This is a genomic window from Mycobacterium sp. 050272, from assembly GCF_039023525.1.
Taxonomy (GTDB): domain Bacteria; phylum Actinomycetota; class Actinomycetes; order Mycobacteriales; family Mycobacteriaceae; genus Mycobacterium.
Genome location: NZ_JBCHKV010000004.1, coordinates 248,351 through 263,793, shown reverse-complemented (window position 1 = coordinate 263,793; position 15,443 = coordinate 248,351). Strand labels below are relative to the sequence as shown.

Here is a 15,443-nt window from a genome sequence, read left to right as displayed (position 1 = left end):
CGCGGCGAAGGGCGCTGCGTTGCTGCCGAGGCCACCGGCAAGTGCCACGTCGAAGTGGGTTCGGCCTACTCGTACGTCTCGATCGGCGGGCAGGAGCACATGAGGTTGCGGTCCCCGTAGGCGCCGTCGATGCGGCGCACCGGCGGCCAGACCTTCGGCCGGAAGCCCTTGCCCAGCGGGTAGGCGGCCTCCTCGCGGGTGTACGGGTGATCCCAGTCCGAGACCAGCAGGCACTCGGCGGTGTGCGGCGCACCCCGCAGCGGATTGTCGTCGGCAGACCACTCCCCCGAGCCGACGCGATCGATCTCACCGCGGATGGCGATCATCGCGTCGCAGAATGCGTCGATCTCGTTGAGGTCCTCGCTCTCGGTGGGCTCCACCATCAGCGTGCCGGACACTGGGAAGCTCATGGTCGGCGCGTGAAAACCGTAGTCCGCCAACCGCTTTGCCACATCGTCGACGGTCACGCCGGTGGTTTTGGTGATGCCGCGCAGATCCAGGATGCATTCGTGGGCGACCATGCCGTTCTCGCCGGTGTAGAGCACCGGGAAGTACTCGTCGAGCCGGCGGGCGATGTAGTTGGCCGAGGCGATCGCGGTCAGCGATGCCGCCCGCAGTCCGTCGGCGCCCATCATCCGGATGTAGGCCCAGCTGATCGGCAGGATCGAGGCCGATCCGTACGGCGCCGACGACACCGGGTGCCCCTCGGGCAGTTCGGGTGCGTGCGGGTGGCCCGGCAGGAACGGGGCCAGATGCGCACGCGCGGCGACCGGGCCCACACCGGGGCCGCCGCCACCGTGCGGGATGCAGAACGTCTTGTGCAGGTTCAGGTGGCTCACGTCGCCGCCGAACTTGCCCGGCCGGGCCAGGCCGACCAGCGCGTTGAGGTTGGCCCCGTCGACGTACACCTGCCCGCCGGCGTCGTGCACCGCCGCGCAGATCTCGGCTATGTCATGCTCGTACACCCCGTGCGTGGACGGGTAGGTGATCATCAGCGCTGAGAGCCGATCGGCATGTTCGCCGATCTTGGCGCGCAGATCGTCGAGGTTAACGTCGCCGTTGTCGTGGCAACCCACCACGACCACCCGCATGCCGGCCAGGGCGGCGGACGCCGCGTTGGTGCCGTGCGCGCTGGACGGGATCAGGCAAACGTCGCGGTGCGGTTCGCCGCGGCTGGCGTGATAGTCGTGGATCGCCAACAGGCCCGCGTACTCGCCCTGCGACCCGGCGTTCGGTTGCAGGGACACCGCGTCGTAGCCGGTGATGTGCACCAGCCAGGTCTCCAGGTCTCTGATCAGCCGGCGGATGCCCGGGGTGTCGGCCTCCGGAGCGAACGGGTGCAGCCGGGAAAACTCCGGCCAGGTGATCGACTCCATCTCGGCGGCGGCATTGAGTTTCATCGTGCACGAGCCGAGCGGAATCATGCTGCGGTCCAAGGCGATGTCCTTGTCCGCCAGGGTGCGCAGGTAGCGCATCATCGCCGTCTCGGTGTGGTACTGCGTGAAGGCGGGATGGGTGAGGAATTCCGATGTGCGGTTGGCGATGTCGGCGCCGGAAGAATCGGCGGGCGCCACCCCGAACGCGTCCAGGACGATCGCCACGTGGGCGTCGGTGGTGGCCTCGTCGCAGGACACCGACACGTGGTCGGCGTCGACGCGCCAGAGGTTGACGCCCCTGGCCTTGGCCTTGGCCAGCACTTCGTCCGCACGTCCGGGCACTCGGGCCAGCACCGTGTCGAAGAACCTCTCGTGCACCAGCGCCTCACCCAGCGCGGCGGCGATGGATTGGGCGCGGCCGTGGACCCGGCGGGCGATGGCGGTCAGGCCGTCGGCGCCGTGGTAGCTGGCGTACATCGCGGCCATCACGGCAAGCAGCACCTGCGCGGTGCAGATGTTGCTGGTCGCTTTGTCGCGGCGGATGTGCTGCTCGCGGGTCTGTAGCGCCAGGCGGTAGGCCGGTGACCCATCGCTGTCGACCGAGACGCCGACCAGTCGGCCCGGCAGCTGACGCGCGTGCGCGGTGTGCACCGCCAGATACCCGGCGTGCGGGCCGCCGAATCCCATTGGCACACCGAATCTTTGGGTGCTACCGAACGCGACGTCGGCACCGATCTCGCCCGGCGGGGTTATCAACGTACACGCCAGCAGGTCGGCGCCGATCGCGACCAGCGCGCCCCGCTCGTGCGCCTCGGCGACCAGCGCGGACCAATCAGTGATCCGGCCGCTGGCGCCGGGCAGTTGGGTGATGACACCGAAGAAGTCACCGATCGGCAGGCCGTCACGCAGGTCAGCGGTGACAATCTCGATCCCCAACGGTTCAGCGCGGGTCGTCAGCACGGCAGCGGTCTGCGCGAAAACGTCGGCGTCGACGGCCAGCCGGCTGGTCTTGGCGCGCGACGCCCGGTGCATCAGGGTCATGGCCTCGGCGGCCGCGGTCCCTTCGTCGAGCATCGAGGCGTTGGCGATCTCGAGCCCGGTCAGATCGGCGACCATGGTCTGGAAGTTCAGCAGCGCCTCCAGCCGGCCCTGGCTGATCTCGGGCTGGTACGGCGTGTAGGCCGTGTACCAGGCGGGATTCTCCATGATGTTGCGCAGCAACACCGGCGGGGTGAGCGTGTCGTAATAGCCCTGCCCGATCATCGACACCGCGACGGTATTGGTGTCGGCCAGCGCTCGTAATTCGGCCAGCGCCTCGGCCTCGCCGGCGGCCGGCGGCAGCGCGCTCAGACCCGGGGCGAGACCGCTGTCGGAGAGTTTGTCGAGGATGCCGGCCGGTACGGCCTTGGCCGCCAGCTCGTCGAGCGAGCCGACTCCGATCACGTCGAGCATGGCCTCGATGGCCTGGCTGTCCGGTCCGATATGACGGGCGGCGAAACTGGATGGGTCGACCACGGGTACTCCTGACGTCGGCAGAGGGACTATCGGCCCTCTCCCTCTGTCCTTACCCAGTCACGGGCGCCTGAGAGATTCGGCGCGTAGTCCCCCCAAGCGCCTTTCCCCATCGGCGGGTGCCGCTCGAAGCGGCACCGCTTTCCAGAGGCATCGTCACCTTGACGCGGTCCGGGTGCCTGAGAGGTTGACGGAGAGGTGTTGCTCCTTCGGCGTCCATGGCTGGCTGCCACAGAACTCTCCCGCGCGGGCGTGATGCAACGCCCAGTTTACCCTTGAGTGAAGCCCGGTACATGAAATATCCCAACAATGCGTGTCGGGATAACGAACAGTGGGTTGCTATCCGATTTTGCGGTCGCGATGCTTGCGCCGCGACGCCAGCTCGTCCTCGGGCGCGGCGATCGACTCGCCGCCGTCGGCGCGCTCACCCGGGAAGTCGGCAATCACGCCGGTCAGCTCGCGCATGGCGCCCGAGACGGCGATGCCGAACACGCCCTGGCCGCCCTGCAGCAGGTCGACGACCTCTTCGGCGGAGGTGCACTCGTAAACGGTGGTGCCGTCCGAGAACAGGGTGATGTTAGCCAGATCCTCGACGCCGCGCTGACGCAGATGGTCGACGGCGACGCGGATGTTGTGCAGCGAAATGCCGGTGTCCAGCAGCCGCTTGACGATCTTGAGAACCAGAATGTCTTTGAAGGAGTACAACCGCTGGCTGCCGGAACCGGCCGCACTGCGAATCGACGGCACCACCAACGACGTGCGTGCCCAGTAGTCCAGCTGCCGGTAGGTGATTCCGGCGATCTGGCAGGCGCTCGGCCCGCGGTAGCCGACGAGCTCGTCGGGGACCGAATCGTCAGGAAACAGGCCGGGCTGCACGGGGCCGGCCGCCACGGTGACGCTCGGTTCACCATTGGTTGCGGCATCCGTTTGGTCAGCAAGGTCCAGCTGTTCTTGACGTGGCTGGTCGCTCACAGTGAATCCTCTCGCCGATCGCGCTCTAGTCACTAGCTGCGTCCACTGGCTGCCTTTACAGCCGCGTTGGCCAAGGCCCGAGTGTTAGAGAGCTTACGCTGTCCAATCGCTGCCGTGCCTTAACTTGTCCTCAAAGTATGGCGGCCGTAAGGGCAAGGGGCGTGCTATCCATCAGGCGTGTCGACATCACAGTGTCAGATGAGACGGATCCGTGATGTCGGTACCCACCTTAACGCGGGGTTTCCCGCCTAGGTCGCCTTGAAATCATCGGGCGACACGCTGTCGAGAAATTCCTTGAATTTCTCCACCTCGTCTTCGCGAACAGCGGTGTTGGATTCCTCGTCGCTCTCGTCGGGGATGAGCAGGCCCGCCTGGGCGAGCACGGCCTCCTCCACGTAGATCGGGACACCGACGCGAAGCGCTATCGCCACCGAGTCCGACGGGCGCGCCGACACCGTGATGTTGCGGTCGAAGACGAGGTCGGCGTAGAAGGTGCCTTCCTGCAGATCGACGATCCGGACTTCTTTGAGTGAATGACCAAGTGCTGCAATGAGATCGCGAATCAGGTCATGCGTGAGCGGCCGGGGCGGCTCGACGCCTTGTTGTTCGAGCGCAATGGCGGCCGCTTCGGACTGGCCGATCCAAATCGGCAGGTAGCGGTCTCCGTTGGCCTCGCGCAACAACAGCACCGGCTGGTTCTGCGGCTGCTCGACGCGAATGCCGACAACACGAACTTCACCCATTTGTGTCTGCCCTCCGCACATGCCGCCGTGTCCGACTTTCGCTCGGCGTGACGACCCGGTGGGGCACCATTCCTCTCCGTGTCGTCGAACGCCAAGCTGTTGAGGGAAGTCTAGTCCTCAGCGTCGCAGAACGTCGCGAACGGCTGACTTGATCAGCGACGTGTGCAAAGTAATTGCAAGCGCGGCAACCTCACGCGCCAGATCGTCGGCGCGATCGCGGGCGCCGGCCTTGTCGGCTTTGATGAGCGGGCCCGCGATCTGGGCGATCAGATCGGACTGTCGGTCGGCCGCCGAGCGGAACGCACGCAGATGCCGTGGCTCGACGCCGTAGTCGGACAGCGCCCGGGCGCACTGCAAGATCACGACGGTGTGCTCGTCGAAGAATCCGCCCGGACCGGTGGTGACGACTCCCGCTTTGAGCAGCGCGGTGAGCAGATCTTCGTCCACACCCGCGCGTTCGAGGAGGTCTTCTCGGCTCAACCGGACGCGGGTGGGTGCCACCGCGGCCGCGTCGGGTCCGGTTTCGGGGGCGGCCTCGCCGTCGCTCACCGAAACCAATCGCGGTACGCCATAAGGCGATCCGAACGGCGGCAGCTCGCCGTCGGGCTGGGCATCGAGCTGGGCCCGGATCACCTTCAGTGGCAGGTAGTGGTCGCGCTGTGCGGTGAGAATGAAGCGCAGTCGCGCGCAGTCGTAAGCAGTGAATCTGCGGTATCCCGACGCGGCGCGTTGCGGCGTCACCAGTCCTTCGGCTTCCAAGAACCGAATCTTGGAAATCGTGACATCGGGGAAATCCGGCCTCAACAGGTCCAAGACCGCCCCAATCGACATCCCGGCAAGAGCCGAGCTATCGGGTGCGCTCACTAGCCTCCGGATCCTCCGTCGTCGTCACCTTTGGGTCCCGTCAGGAACACCAAGCGGAACTTGCCGATCTGTACTTCGTCGCCGTTCGCCAGCACTGCTGAGTCCACCGGCTCGCGATTGACGTACGTGCCGTTGAGGCTACCCACATCGACCACGTGGAATTCGTTGTTTTCCAACCTGAATTCGGCGTGGCGGCGGCTCACCGTCACGTCGTCGAGGAATATGTCGCTGTCGGGGTGCCGTCCGGCCGAGGTGATGGCCTGGTCGAGCAGGAAGCGCGATCCGGCGTTGGGCCCCCGTTTGACGACTAGCAACGCCGAGCCCGCGGGAAGCCCTTCAACCCCGGAGACCGTGCTCTCGGCGCCCGACTGGGCGGGCGCGTCCAGTTCGTTCAGGAAGTCGGCGCGGAAGACCGAAGTCGTCTCCACGGTGACTTCGTCCGAAGTCTGGTCGTTGTCCATATCCGTCACGCGCTGCTCCTCACTGGCCGCTGTGGCGTCGTCTGACCGGGCCGTTCGGCCGGCTTCCCACTAGGTTTCTTCACCCTGTATTGCCGATTACTTGCCTTCTAACGCTGATGTGTTGACCGTACCGCGCGGTGGTTCCGAATGCGCTAGCCACCGGCAGGATCGCTGACCGGCCAGCCCCCGTGGCAGGGACACTAGCAACCGTCACTCCGTCAATGTGCCGCGGTAGGCCTCGGCATCGAGCAGCGTGGAAACGGCGGACTCCCACTCCGAGCCGTCCGCGACCTGAATATCCAGCAGCCAGCCAGCACCGTACGGGTCGGAGTTGACCAGCTGCGGGTCGCCTTCCAGATCGCCGTTGACGGCGGTCACCGTGCCGGACACCGGCGCGTACAGGTCCGACACGGATTTCGTCGATTCCACTTCGCCGAAGGATTCGCCCGCGGTCACTTCGGTGCCGACGTCGGGCAGCTGGACGAAAACCACGTCGCCCAGCGCCGATTGCGCGAAGTCGGTGATCCCGACCCGCACGGTGTCGTCACCGCTCCGGCGAACCCACTCATGTTCGGCGGTGTAGTGCAGATCGGGCGGGATATCGCTCACGGCAGTCCTGTTCTGTTCGGCGTCTCACTTGACGGGCTGAGCGTATTGGTGCGGTTTTGGTTGTCGCAAGGTGGTCACGTTGATGCGGTCGCCCTGCTGCACGGACATCTTTGCGCCGACGCGCTTGATGCTGTCCTCGGCACCGCCGGGAATGTTCATCGCCGCGGCCAGGGTGGGCGGATCGCCAATGGCCAGAATCGAATACGGCGGCGACAGCGCCTTTGTGTCGATGGTCAGCGCACCGGGCGTGCCGACCACCCAGGTGTCGACACCCACCCGCACCGACTGGTGTCCGCCGTTGACCTCGATCGCCTCGGCTCCGGCGGCGCGCAACTCATTGATCACGTCGAGCATTACTTCCGGGGATATCCCTGGACCGGGATCATCGATCGTGATGGTGACGCCGGGTCCGGTCGCGCCGACCGCGCCCACCAGGATGGACAGCGCGGCCAGCCGGGCCTGCGCGCTTTGGATCGCGGCCTGATCGGTGTTGCCGGACGCCTGCAACGAATTCAGCGTGTTCTGCAGCTCGTTGACCTCGCCGTTCAGCGTGCCCTCGCGTTGGCGCAACGAATCCAGCAGCACCAGCAGATCGGCCGGACGCGCGGTGTCCAGCGAGTCGCCCGACCGGGTCTGGCGGACCTGGGTGACGATCGCGACGCCCAGCAGCAGACAGAGCAGGACCGCCAGCGTTCCGAACATCAGCCGCGATCGCCCGCTGCGCAGCATCCCGGATAGCCCCCCGCGCCCTACCGCGCCGATCTCGGGGCGCGGGCTGTGCGCCGGTAACTCGTGACGACCATGGTGCGCGGCATCGTCGGCTCCGGGACTGGGATCGTCGTGTCGGGTTGGCGCGTCACGACTTTCGTCGGCCACGCCGTCGGGCTGATCCTGGCTCATTTCCATTACGCCCCGAACAGCCTGCGCCGCAACGCGGCGGCATTGCCGAAGATCCGGATGCCCAGCACGACGATGATGGCCGTGGACAACTGCGTGCCCACGCCCAACTGATCGCCGACGTAAACGATCAGCGCAGCGACAAAGACGTTGAACACGAACGAAATCACGAAGACTTTGGAGTCGAAGATCCGCTCGAGGTAGGCCCTCAGCCCGCCGAAGACCGCGTCGAGCGCGGCGACCACCGCGATGGGCAGATACGGCTGGACGACCTCGGGCACGGCGGGATGGAAAACCAGGCCCAACACGATGCCGACCACAAGCGCCGCGATACCGATCATGCGAGGACTTTTCTCACTAGGGCCCAATCTGCTTGGCGAACTTGACTTCCCGGACCGATCCGGCCGGCAGCGATAGACCATCGGAGACGTTCACCGCGATGCCGACACCGTAGGAGACCTCCAGCAGCCTAAGACGCTGCAGACCGGGGCTGTTCTCGAAGGCGTCCCGCATCCCGTTCGGCGGCCCGACCGCGAGGATCGTGTATGGGCTGCTGGTCGGGTTGTTGTCGACCAGGATCGCTCCCCCGGCCTGGCGGATCGTCACATTGGGCCCGATGCGCACCCCGCCGACCGAGATCGCCTCGGCGCCACTGGCCCACAACGAATTGACCACGAGTTGCAGGTCGCGATCGAGGATGATTTGCCGGCTCCCGTTCACGCGCTGCTTGGACACGTCGGAAAGGTTCGGGCTGGCACCGGGATCGGTCACCTTCACGGTCAGACCGGGACCGATGATCGCTGTGCTGGCCGCCGCCAGGCTGAGACTGTCCAGCCGGCTCAGCAGCCGCTGGCCCTCGGCGTCGTCGGCCAGCGCGAGCCGCTGCACGTCGTAGACCTTGCTCGACAGCGTGCTGCGCTGCTGAGCCAATTTTGTGTCGGATTCTTCCGTCGATCGCACGCTGCGCGCCAGCAGCTGCTGAGCGGTGCGCACACCCGGTTCGACCGAACGGGCTTGCGCGACCGCGGCGGCGAAGACCGTGGCGACCAGCATTGCCGCCAGGGCTTGCCAGAGCCAGCGGGTGCGACCAGGCTGCGGTGCGCCCGCAGCGGCGCGCCGCTGCGCTGCCGCGGCGTAACCGGGATCCAGATGCTCCGAGAGCAACGCGCGCAACAGCGAGGGCACCGGGATCAGCGTGGGGCGCGCGGCGGCGTGCGCGCTGCGTCCCGCGTTCGGGTCGTAGCCGCCGAGCAGGCGATCCGGTTCAGCCATGCTCACCCGCTTTGCGAGCGATCGGCGCGGGTTGGGTGACCTTGGGCATGCGCCGCATCACCAGCACCATCTGCACCGCGTACAGGACGAATGACCACAGGTAGGCGTACATGCCCCAGATCAGAAAGCCCCAACCGCAGGCGCCGATCACCCGGCTCCACAACGTGTTCCAGGTGCCCAGCAGCACGAGCGGGAAGCCGGACATCAAGGCGAACGTCGCGGCCTTGCCGAAGTAGGTCACCGGCAGCGCCGACAATCCACGACTGCGCAGCAGCGGCAGCGTCGCCGCCAGCAGTGCGTCACGCACGATCAGGGTGATCACGAACCACCACGGCACAATGCCGCTCACCGCCAGCACGACGGGAACAGTCACCATGTAGAGCCGATCGACCGCCGGGTCCAGCAGCACGCCCAGCCGCGACGATTGATTCAGCGTGCGGGCGATCTTGCCGTCGGCCCAATCGGAGGCGCCGGAGAACATCAGGATCGCCACCGCCCAACCGTTGGCGTGGGCGACCAACAGCAGGTAGATGAACACCGGGATGAGGACCAGGCGCAGCGCGCTCAACAGGTTGGGCACTGTCAGCACCCGGTCTGGCAGAACCGGCTCCATGAAGCGTGACATTAGCTCGCTGGCAATGTGGTCCGCACCGCGGGACGAGCCGCGCGACGCCGGCTAGCGGAATACCCCGGGCAGGCTCAGGGTGGACAGCGTGTCGTCGGACAGCGGGTTGTCATTGACCATGTAGGTCCACGTCGACGTCGGTCGCGCCAGCTTGGACAGATCCAGGCCGGGCTCCTTTTCGAGGATGTTGGCGGTTTCGAACGTCTGCTGAGCCGCCTCGATCGCGTCGGCGGCCAGCGACGCGAACGCGTCGACCGCCATCCGGTGGAATTCGTCGAGCGGGTTCTGCCGGCCCAGCGCGCGCAGGTGGATGCTCTCGCGGATGTCGGCCAGGAAGGCCAGATGGTCGGCCCAGCCGCGGTCCAGGTGGTAAAGCATGATCTGCCGGCAGATGGTCTCCAGGCGTTCTTCCGAGATCTGCTCGGATAGCTCCTCGTACCGCTTCGGGGCCAGCTCAGCCAGCTCTTCACGCGCGGTTGCGGTGCGCAGCAACGTGTTTCGACGATCCACGATGATGGCCCGCTGTTGGGCGGTCAGTTGGTTGTACCGCCAGGTGTTCGCGTGCACGTCGAGCATGCGGCCCTCCGCGACGCGCTGGGCGTGGTCGAGCAACCCGGCCGCCTTGGGGCTGACGATCCGGCCGTCCTCATCGGTCTGCTCCGGCAGCTTGTTGCGATCGAGGTTGGCAGCGACGACGTCGTCCTCCCAGCTGGAGAAGAACACCGACGAACCGGGGTCGCCCTGACGTCCGGCCCGGCCGCGCAGCTGGTTGTCCAGCCGCTCGGTGTGGTGGCGGCCGGTGCCGACCACGTGCAGCCCGCCCAGCTCGGCGACCCGGTCGTGGTCGGCTTCGTCGGATCCGCCGAGGCGGATATCGGTTCCGCGCCCGGCCATTTGGGTGGATACCGTGACGACGCCGTACTTGCCGGCCTCGGCGATCACCTGAGCTTCCTCAGCGTCGTTCTTGGCGTTGAGCACCACCGCCGCCACCCCGCGGCGGACCAGGCGCTCGTGCAGCTCCTCGGACTCGGCCACATCGCGGGTGCCGACCAGCACCGGCTGTCCGGTCTCATGCACTTGGGCGATGTGCTCGACGATCGCGTCGTTCTTGGCCGCGGCGGTGATGTAGACCCGGTCGGTCTCGTCTTCACGAATGTTGGGAGTATTCGGCGGGATTGGTGAAACACCGAGCTTGTAGAACTGACGCAGCTGCTCCCCGGCGGCCAGCGCGGTCCCGGTCATTCCGCACACGGTCGTGTAGCGGTTGATCAGCGCCTGCACCGTGATGGTGTCGAGCACCTCGCCGGTCTCGGTGGTCTCGATGCCCTCCTTCGCCTCGACAGCGGCCTGCAGGCCGTCCGGCCAACGCTGCAGTTGCGCGATGCGGCCACGCGAGGCGTTGATCAGGTGCACCGCATCGTCGCGGACGATGTAATGCACGTCGCGCTGCAACAGCACGTGGGCGTGCAGGGCGACGTTCACCTCGGTCAGGGTGGTGGCGACGTGCTCCTCGGAGTACAGATCGATGCCGCCGAGCGCCTTTTCGACCTTGCGTGCGCCGACGTCGGTGAGGTGCACGTTGCGGCTGTCGGAGTCGGTGTCGTAATCAATCTCCGGAGCGAGCTCGCCGACCAGTTTGATGATCTCGAGCCGCGGCGTTTCCCGGTGTGTGGTGCCGGCCAGCACCAGCGGCACCAGCGCCTCGTCGACCAGCACGGAATCGGCCTCATCGATAAGGGCCACATCGGGATTCGGCGACACCAGGTCGTCGACGTCGGTCACCAGCTGATCCCGCAAGACGTCGAAGCCGATCTCGTTGACCGAGGCGTAGGTGACGTCGCAGTCGTAGGCGGCGCGCCGTTCCTTGCTCGTCGACTCGGCGGTGATCCAGCCCACCGTCAGTCCCATCGCCTCGAGCAGCGGGCCCATCCATTCCGCGTCCCGGCGGGCCAGGTAGTCGTTGATGGTCACCACATGGACGTGTCGGCCGGCGATCGCGTATCCGGCGGCCGCGATCGCGCCGGCCAGGGTCTTGCCCTCGCCGGTCGCCATCTCGATCACGTCGCCGTCGAGCATGCGCAACGCACCCAGCAGCTGAACGTCGAAGGGCCGCAAACCCGTTGACCGCTCCGCGGCCTCCCGCGCGATCGCCAGGAACTGTGAGATGTCTTCGGAATCCGCGAGATCGTCGAGGTTGAGCAACCCGGTCGCCTTGCGCAGTTTCTCGTCGGAGAGGCCGGCTGCCTTCTCGTCGTATTCCGAGGAGTCGCTGACCTGCGAGAGCGAGCGCGAGCGGTTCTTTTCCGTACTAGCGCCGAGCAGCTTCCAGAATCTGCTGCTCAGGCGGCCCGGTTGAGTGCGGGTGGTCTTTGGCACAGGTCAACGGTACGCGGTGAGCTGCGCGGACCCCGCGAGGCGACCCATCAGGCCAGGTTCGAGCGGCGCGGATAGGCGATGCTCGGGTCGGTGAGCACGTTGACGACCGCGGGCAGGCCGCTGGCAAACGAGCGCTCCAGCGCGGGGCGCAGCTCGGCGGGCGCCGCGACCAGCTCGCCGTGGCCGCCCAGGACGCGCACCACCTCGTCGTAGCGGGTGCCGGGACGCAGCTCCGCCACCACGGAGTAGCCGTAAATCGCCTCCATCGGATGCTTTTCCAGCGCCCAGATTCCGTTGTTGCCGATCACCGATACGACCGGAACCTGGTGGCGCACCAGGGTGTCCCACTCCATGCCGCTGAAGCCGAAGGCGCCGTCGCCCTGCAGCAGCACGACCTGACGCTCGGGGTGGGCCAGTTTGGCGGCCAGGGCGTAGCCGGGGCCCGAGCCCAGGCAGCCGAACGGACCGCTGTCCAGCCAGCAGCCGGGCAGATAACTGTCGATCATCCGGCCGGCGTAGGAGCCGAAGTCGCCGGCATCGATGACCACGATCGCGTCGCGGTCCAGCATCGGCGCCAATTCGGCATACACCCGCATCGGGTGCAGCGGGATTCGGTCGTCGCCCAGATCGGCGGTCTCCTGATCGCGGGCCGCGGTCTCGGCCGACCGCAGCGCGGCGATCCAGTCGCCGTGCTCACCTGCGCTCCCGGCCAACGCCGAGAGAATGCCCGTCAGGTCGCCGTACAGGCCGGCCGCGATCGGCCGCGGATGCTCCCGATCGGGTTCGGCCCGATCCGCGACGACGAGCTGGGTTTCCGGTCCGAACACCTTGCCGAAGCCGAGCCGGAAGTCCATCGGTACCCCGACGACCAGCGCGACGTCCGCCTCGCCGAGGGCTTTGGCACGCGCCCGCGAGAACGCCAGCGGGTGGTCGGCGGGCACGACGCCGCGGGCCATCCCGTTCATCAGCACCGGGATCCGGCGCTGCTCGGCCAGCCGAAGCAGCGCCGCCTCGGCGTGTCCCCACCACACGTTGGTGCCGGCCATGATCACCGGCCGCCGCGCACCCGCCAGCAGCTGCGCGGCGCGATCCAGCGCGTTGCCATCCGGAGCTTGCGGCGGTGGTGGCACGGTCAGCGCGCCGGGACGGCCGTCGTCCTCGGCGACGGCGAACACGTGATCCATCGGAAAGTCGACGAATCCGACTCCTGACGGCGCGCCGACGGCGGCCCGCAGCGCCTCGTCGACCAGTCGGCCCGCGTCGGCGGCGGACTGCGCGGTGGCCGCAAAACGCGCCAGCGGTGCCACGAACGGTACGTGGTCGATCTCCTGTAGCGATCCCATGCCCCAGCGCTGCGCGGGTGCCCGTCCGCCAAGCACCACCAGCGGCGACTGGTTTTGCTGCGCGGCCGCCATCGCGCTCATGCCGTTGGTGACACCGGGGCCCGCGGTCAGCGCGGCCACGCCTGGCACCCTGGTCACCTTCGACCAGCCCTCGGCGGCGAAGGCCGCCGTCTGTTCGTGGCGGGTGTCGACGAGTCGAATGTCCTCGTCGCGGCAGCCGTCGTACAGGGAGAACAGGTGGCCGCCCGACAGCGTGAAGACGGTGTCGACACCGCTGGCCCGCAGGCGCCGGGCGATCAGCCGGCCGGCATGGACAATCTGGCTGGACGGAGCGTCGATGCTCATCCTGGCAGCCTATCCGCCGGTCTCGGGTACCTTCGCGGGGAAGCATTCGCCATGAGGCTCCTCGAGATGCCTCGATAGCAAGGAGACGTCGAAGTTGGGTCCCACGCTATTCAAGCCATCCATCGACTGGTCGTCGGCACTTGTGGACTCGTTGCAGTGGGTCGCCATCGCCTGGGCGATCGGCGCCGTGTGTCTGATCGTCGTGCTCGCCGCGTTCAGGTTCTTCACGCCATGGGGCCGCCAGTTCTGGCGGATCACCCGCGGGTATTTCGTCGGCCCGGCCAGCGTCAAGGTGTGGCTGGTACTCGGGGTGCTGCTGCTGTCGGTGCTGCTTGCGGTGCGGCTGACGGTACTGCTCAGTTACCAGGGCAACGATCTGTACACCTCGGTTCAGATCGCGGTCCAGGGCATGGCCGCCGGCGATGACGCCGTCAAACAGTCTGGCATTCACGGCTTTTACATGTCGCTATGGATTTTCAGCATACTGGCCACCCTGTACGTCGTCCGATTCATGCTCGACATCTACATCACCCAGCGGTTCATGATCGCGTGGCGCATCTGGCTAACCGCTCACCTGACCGACGACTGGCTGGACGGCAAGGCCTATTACCGAGACCTGTTCATCGACAACACGATTGACAACCCTGACCAGCGTATCCAGCAGGATATCGACATCTTCACCGCCAACGCCGGCGGCACTCCGAACAACCCGTCCAACGGCACCGGCGGCACCCTGCTGTTCGGGGCCGTCAACGCCGTCGCGTCGGTGATCTCGTTCGCGGCCATCCTGTGGAACCTGTCCGGGGACCTGACCCTTTTCAGTATCACGTTGCCGCGGGCCATGTTCTGGACGGTGCTGGTGTATGTGCTGATCGCGACGATCGTCGCGTTTTGGCTTGGGCGCCCGCTGATTTGGCTCAGCTTCAACAACGAGAAGCTCAACGCCGCGTTCCGTTATGCACTGGTGCGGCTGCGCGACGCCGCCGAAGCGGTCGGCTTCTATCGCGGCGAGCGGGTGGAGCGGTCACAGCTGTGGCGGCGCTTCACCCCGATCATCGACAACTATCGCAAGTTCGTCCGCCGGACCATCATCTTCAACGGCTGGAACTGGTCGGTGTCGCAGGCGATTGTGCCGCTGCCGTGGATCATTCAGGCACCGCGGTTGTTCGCCGGCAAGATCAACTTCGGCGACGTCGGCCAGACGGCAACGGCGTTCGGCAACATCCACGACTCGCTGTCCTTCTTCCGGAACAACTACGACGCGTTCGCGTCGTTCCGCGCGGCGATCATCCGGTTGCACGGGCTGGTCGACGCCAATGCCCAGGGCCGCGCGCTGCCCGCGGTGCTGGTCAAACCGAGCCAGGACAAGGCGGTCGAGCTGGCCGGAATCGAGGTCCGCACGCCGGCGGGAGATCAGCTGATCGACTCGCTCGACGTCGAGCTGGACACCGGCGACTCGCTGGTGATCACCGGCCGTTCCGGCGCCGGCAAGACCACGCTGCTGCGCAGTCTGGCCGAACTGTGGCCGTACGCCTCGGGAACGTTGTGCCGCCCGGACGGCGACAACGCGACGATGTTCCTCTCGCAGTTGCCGTACGTGCCGCTGGGCACTCTGCGCGGCGTCGTGTGCTACCCGAATCCGCCGGAATCCATCAGCGATGGCGAGCTGCATGAGGTGCTGACCAAGGTGGCGCTGGCCCCGCTGATCCAACGGCTCGACGAGGAGCAGGACTGGGCCAAGGTGCTCTCGCCGGGTGAGCAGCAGCGTGTTGCCTTCGCCCGGATTCTGCTCACCAAGCCCCGCGCCGTCTTCCTCGACGAGGCCACCTCCGCGCTCGACGAGGGGCTGGAATTCGCGCTGTATCAACTACTGCGCAACGAACTTCCGGAGTGCGTCGTGGTCAGCGTCAGCCATCGCCACACCGTCGAGCAGCATCACGAACAAGAGCTGCAACTGCTCGGCGGCGGCCGTTGGCAGCTCGGACCGGTCGGCCAGGAGCCGGCGACGGTTTAGCGCTACGCGTCCGCGGCCTGTCGGGCGGCGCGCG

The 15,443-nt window shown here is 66.8% G+C and carries 13 protein-coding genes and 1 riboswitch; of the genes, 1 reads left to right on the top strand and 12 read right to left on the bottom strand.

From position 1 onward, the window contains the following. Positions 1-65: 65 nt before the first annotated feature. From gcvP to AAHS21_RS11125, 12 genes are all read right to left on the bottom strand, one after another. Complete coding sequence (gene gcvP / locus AAHS21_RS11180; protein ID WP_342927723.1) at positions 66-2,891, bottom strand: aminomethyl-transferring glycine dehydrogenase; 2,826 nt, start codon at positions 2,889-2,891, stop codon at positions 66-68. A gap of 33 nt (positions 2,892-2,924) precedes the next feature. Beyond that, positions 2,925-3,046, bottom strand: a riboswitch (glycine riboswitch). 181 nt (positions 3,047-3,227) lie between these two features. Next, entirely contained in the window at positions 3,228-3,860 is a 633-nt protein-coding gene (locus AAHS21_RS11175) for a MerR family transcriptional regulator (protein ID WP_342927722.1), read from the bottom strand. 248 nt (positions 3,861-4,108) lie between these two features. Next, positions 4,109-4,603, bottom strand: coding sequence for a bifunctional nuclease family protein (locus AAHS21_RS11170; protein ID WP_036469133.1), 495 nt, complete (start codon positions 4,601-4,603; stop codon positions 4,109-4,111). A 117-nt stretch (positions 4,604-4,720) separates the two neighbouring features. Continuing rightward, positions 4,721-5,467 carry a MerR family transcriptional regulator gene (locus AAHS21_RS11165; RefSeq protein ID WP_342927721.1) on the bottom strand — a complete coding sequence of 249 codons (747 nt, stop codon included), beginning with the start codon at positions 5,465-5,467 and terminating at the stop codon, positions 4,721-4,723. Continuing rightward, entirely contained in the window at positions 5,467-5,937 is a 471-nt protein-coding gene (gene garA, locus AAHS21_RS11160; RefSeq protein ID WP_108923474.1) for a glycogen accumulation regulator GarA, read from the bottom strand. The genes AAHS21_RS11165 and garA overlap by 1 nt, the downstream gene beginning before the upstream one ends. A gap of 201 nt (positions 5,938-6,138) precedes the next feature. Continuing rightward, positions 6,139-6,537, bottom strand: coding sequence for a glycine cleavage system protein GcvH (gcvH, locus tag AAHS21_RS11155; RefSeq protein ID WP_342927720.1), 399 nt, complete (start codon positions 6,535-6,537; stop codon positions 6,139-6,141). Between the two features lie 24 nt (positions 6,538-6,561). After that, positions 6,562-7,437, bottom strand: coding sequence for a DUF881 domain-containing protein (locus tag AAHS21_RS11150; RefSeq protein ID WP_342927719.1), 876 nt, complete (start codon positions 7,435-7,437; stop codon positions 6,562-6,564). 5 nt (positions 7,438-7,442) lie between these two features. Beyond that, a complete protein-coding gene (locus tag AAHS21_RS11145; protein WP_096287752.1) occupies positions 7,443-7,775 on the bottom strand; it encodes a small basic family protein in 333 nt (110 codons plus the stop codon). Positions 7,776-7,791: 16 nt separating this feature from the next. Further along, positions 7,792-8,706 (bottom strand): DUF881 domain-containing protein, encoded by a 915-nt coding sequence (locus AAHS21_RS11140; RefSeq protein ID WP_342927718.1) that lies wholly within the window; start codon positions 8,704-8,706, stop codon positions 7,792-7,794. Continuing rightward, the gene (locus AAHS21_RS11135) at positions 8,699-9,319 is read right to left on the bottom strand and encodes a CDP-alcohol phosphatidyltransferase family protein (protein ID WP_342927717.1); all 621 of its coding nucleotides are present in this window, start codon (positions 9,317-9,319) and stop codon (positions 8,699-8,701) included. The genes AAHS21_RS11140 and AAHS21_RS11135 overlap by 8 nt, the downstream gene beginning before the upstream one ends. A gap of 63 nt (positions 9,320-9,382) precedes the next feature. After that, a complete protein-coding gene (gene secA2, locus AAHS21_RS11130; RefSeq protein ID WP_342927716.1) occupies positions 9,383-11,707 on the bottom strand; it encodes an accessory Sec system translocase SecA2 in 2,325 nt (774 codons plus the stop codon). 47 nt (positions 11,708-11,754) lie between these two features. Further along, positions 11,755-13,395: an acetolactate synthase gene (locus AAHS21_RS11125; protein WP_342927715.1), complete on the bottom strand. Its 1,641-nt coding sequence runs from the start codon at positions 13,393-13,395 to the stop codon at positions 11,755-11,757. 94 nt (positions 13,396-13,489) lie between these two features. On the opposite strand from AAHS21_RS11125, the gene AAHS21_RS11120 reads away from it, so the two are divergent. Continuing rightward, on the top strand, positions 13,490-15,409 hold the full coding sequence (locus AAHS21_RS11120; RefSeq protein WP_342927714.1) for an ABC transporter ATP-binding protein/permease: 1,920 nt from the start codon (positions 13,490-13,492) through the stop codon (positions 15,407-15,409). Positions 15,410-15,443: the final 34 nt, after the last annotated feature.

What these genes read in the sequence shown, in the direction of transcription:
- AAHS21_RS11170 (WP_036469133.1), bottom strand. Translation starts at nt 4,603, where the DNA reads ATGGGTGAAGTTCGTGTTGTCGGCATTCGCGTCGAGCAGCCGCAGAAC.
- AAHS21_RS11150 (WP_342927719.1), bottom strand. Translation starts at nt 7,437, where the DNA reads ATGAGCCAGGATCAGCCCGACGGCGTGGCCGACGAAAGTCGTGACGCG.
- AAHS21_RS11145 (WP_096287752.1), bottom strand. Translation starts at nt 7,775, where the DNA reads ATGATCGGTATCGCGGCGCTTGTGGTCGGCATCGTGTTGGGCCTGGTT.
- AAHS21_RS11140 (WP_342927718.1), bottom strand. Translation starts at nt 8,706, where the DNA reads ATGGCTGAACCGGATCGCCTGCTCGGCGGCTACGACCCGAACGCGGGA.
- AAHS21_RS11135 (WP_342927717.1), bottom strand. Translation starts at nt 9,319, where the DNA reads ATGGAGCCGGTTCTGCCAGACCGGGTGCTGACAGTGCCCAACCTGTTG.
- AAHS21_RS11125 (WP_342927715.1), bottom strand. Translation starts at nt 13,395, where the DNA reads ATGAGCATCGACGCTCCGTCCAGCCAGATTGTCCATGCCGGCCGGCTG.